The sequence below is a fragment of the Halalkalibacter alkalisediminis genome (assembly GCF_028610705.1).
Classification (GTDB): Bacteria; Bacillota; Bacilli; order Bacillales; family Bacillaceae_D; genus Halalkalibacter; species Halalkalibacter alkalisediminis.
The window spans coordinates 1-3,160 of sequence record NZ_JAQQWT010000091.1 but is presented as its reverse complement, the minus strand read 5'-3'; the positions used below and the strand labels follow the sequence as shown (position 1 = coordinate 3,160).

Below are 3,160 nucleotides of genomic sequence, written 5' to 3'. Positions count from 1 at the left end.
TTTTTATGCACGGATTTAAGTAATTGAACATTTTGAGTATTTTTAATATTGAAATCTCTTTAGTGCAACACTAGTGATATTAGGTAAAGAAAAAATGATAAAATATTGGCTGTATTAATATAAAGTGTTTAAATTGGAGTTCAAATAAGATGAGTTGAATTGACTAAGCTTAACTTAAGCCTTAGGAGAATAAATTCTCCTAAGGCTTTACTAAATAAGAGGATTGTAGAATGACAGCCACTATTTTAAGATCGGTCATGCGAAGAAGGTAGCGAAGTTTGCGAATAAAATTAAGGGTGCGGGTAAAGTCAAGACATACGACCAAGCTCGAAATAAAGCACTGTCTTGGTTGGAGCAAAGAGGCTTCAGATCTGAAAAACAAACCTTTGGAAAGTTTGGGTATACTAAAAAGAAACCTATCGGTAGGCAAACAAATAACGGTAAAGTAGGTTTTAGAATCGAGCATGATAGTAGGAGTGGAGCGCATATTAATGTTTGGTCTGGGAAAGAAAAAGGTCCGCATTTTAAATTTAATGCATCTGAGAAAACCGTTAAAAAAATACAAAAGCGTTTTAGATAAAGGGGGTAATTTTTTTGAGTAGTTATGATGATGAACTAGTAAAGGATCTAGTACTAAATGGAATAAATAAGTGTGTCAAAGTAATAAAAAATCCAGAAACTTATCTAAATTTAATAGAACAAAAATTTGAATTTAATGGTTCAAAAATAGATTGGTTGCAAACTAATAAGCACTATAGTAAAGAGTCGAATAATGAATCTTTACTTACTGATGCTAGTCTATTCATTACTGAACTAAAAGAAAAACACTTGAATAATAACGTTCGAGTAATGTATATAGGCGATAGTCTTACAGAGTTTGGGTACCAGTTCGAATTAAAGGATATAGAACAGATATTAGTCTATTTTTTAGACATTCCACAGCACCATTATTTCATACCTTTAGAAGGTGATTGGTGTCTTTGTATAACGTATGAAAACTATTTAGATTTCGGATTTAGTTTAAACAAGAATTAGTTTCAAGAGGAAATCTGATAGGACTCGTGAAAAAAATTTTGTACATGAATAAATCAAAGAATATAAAAAGCAAAAAAACCTGGATTGGCTATATGCCTTTCAAGGTTTTTTGACTTTAAGAACTTTATGGTTAAAAACAATATGACTTTAGAATCAAAAACTAATGATGGTTAGCAGAATTACGAGATTGGTAGCAGTGAAATTAGAATAAAAGGACCACAATTATTACTCGAATAATATTTGCTCACGAGCATAACAAAGCTCGGAATGCTAATGCTGGTGGCAAAACTGGCATATAAGTGAACAAAAAGAAAATAAGGATTTTTGAATCGGACAATCTAGAAACAAAGTGTTTGAGAATATAGCTCATGATGGTAGTACCATCATGGAGTTTTATTGTGCGCCCGGCATGGGTGATAGCTAGGCGGTGAAAGTCCGCTACAGGCTTGGTAGTAGGAACTGTTAGCTTAAGGCAAGGGTGTCGGGGTGACGCGGAATCCTGAAGGAAGCCGGCGGCAAAATCTCGGGACAACGTACAGAAACTGGATATAAGGTTGACTGGAGACGGACGAGTTTCCTAAACAAAACGAAGTCCAACACTGCCCGAATCTTCTACAGTAAATCCATGTCTACGAGAGGAAAGCGGTTAGACTTACCCGGGGAGGTCTTACCGGGGTTTTCGAGATGAAGAAATTTCTTAAGAAAACGACGAGTCCAGTGATGTATTCGTGAATGGTAAGAAGTCAGCAGAGGTCATAGTAGTCCAATGGATGAAGGACCGAACAATAAGGATCTTGGAACTAACGGAGGTGAGAAGTATGCATCGACCACAGAAAACATCAAAAGGTGGCTATCCGCTAGAACATAGGGTGGAACCTGAACATACAGCGGAAGCGTGCAGCATACTTTACGTTGAACCTAGAAGAAAAGTAACGGGGCTTTTCTTGAATATTTCGCAGCATAGATATAGAGAATGATCTTCAGCAATCGGGCGCGATTGTTGAACAAGAAGGAAAAGGGTGATACATATTATTCATGTCTAATATGTATCACCCTTTATTTTTTATGCCTTTTTACGTTTTAGGTCTTGATAAAATGCTTATTGCGTGATTTGGTTCCATTGCTACACAGACCCCATATTTACTACAATAAGAGGATAAAGGATAAGATGTTACTTGATGGTAATATGTAGGAGGTGGGAAAAATAAGATATTTGGAGTAAGGAACATCGTTAATGGTAGGCAGTTTTATTATGTATGTCGGTGTATTACTAAATGAATTTATTTTTCCAAATCTACCTCTAATTACTCTGTTATTTGTGGTACTCGCTATTATAGTAGCTAATAAAATCGGAAAGAGCTTGTGGAACGGACTTGCTACGGTAATATTATTCTTCATCTTTTCTTTCTATATCACTAAAAACATTGGAGAACCTGAAGAGTTTGGAATGATGAGTGACTTACTTATTTATCAAGGAATAATAGCAATTTTAACAACTGTCACACTTGAACAACTTTCAAAGAAACAAAGGAAAAGTCAGGATATAAATTAATTGCTTGTTAAGTAACGGGTGCAATCCGTAAAGAACAGGGGTTGCACCTGTTCTTATTGAAGTAAGGAGTAGGTAGCTTTTCAACAAGGAGGGAATTAAAATAAAAGTTGTATTATTCGGCGTAGGATGTCAAATTATATTCCTTTTGTTTACTACAATATTTGGGTTTGTAAGACTTTATATGTATTACAATTATAGTGTTTATTCAGTAGCTTTATTTGAACTGTTTTTAGGTATAACAAGTTTAACTTGTGGAGTATATGGGCTTATAAAAAAAGTAAATTATAAAATATCATTGGGAGTAGCTATATTTGGTTCTCTAATTTGTTTGTGGTTTATAGTTCTTTACTTATTACCAGAATCTGACATACCTCCAGCAATACCTTGGTTTTATTCTGAATAGATTACTCATCTTCTTCAACTCCCTCAGTTAGATAGGTATATCTCTCAAATGCTCACTTATTCGCAGGATTTCAAACCACTTGTAAGAACAGTAACAGATGATTGGAATGAGTGTCAGTCATTTTGGCTACATGAAGGCATGCTGAAATAAAGGAGGTAGATAAAACTCCA

Annotated in this window: 3 protein-coding genes; all 3 read left to right on the top strand. The window is 34.7% G+C overall.

Annotation, left to right across the window (positions count from 1 at the left end; all coding sequences use genetic code 11):
* The first annotated feature begins 594 nt into the window (after nt 1-594).
* The 3 genes from PQ474_RS25830 to PQ474_RS25820 all read left to right on the top strand — a co-directional run bounded on the left by PQ474_RS25830 (nt 595) and on the right by PQ474_RS25820 (nt 2,587).
* Entirely contained in the window at nt 595-1,035 is a 441-nt protein-coding gene (locus PQ474_RS25830) for a rhs-associated protein (RefSeq protein WP_273848445.1), read from the top strand.
* Between the two features lie 818 nt (nt 1,036-1,853).
* Complete coding sequence (locus tag PQ474_RS25825) at nt 1,854-2,012, top strand: hypothetical protein (protein ID WP_273848444.1); 159 nt, start codon at nt 1,854-1,856, stop codon at nt 2,010-2,012.
* Between the two features lie 257 nt (nt 2,013-2,269).
* The gene (locus tag PQ474_RS25820) at nt 2,270-2,587 is read left to right on the top strand and encodes a hypothetical protein (RefSeq protein ID WP_273848443.1); all 318 of its coding nucleotides are present in this window, start codon (nt 2,270-2,272) and stop codon (nt 2,585-2,587) included.
* The last annotated feature ends 573 nt before the right edge of the window (nt 2,588-3,160 follow it).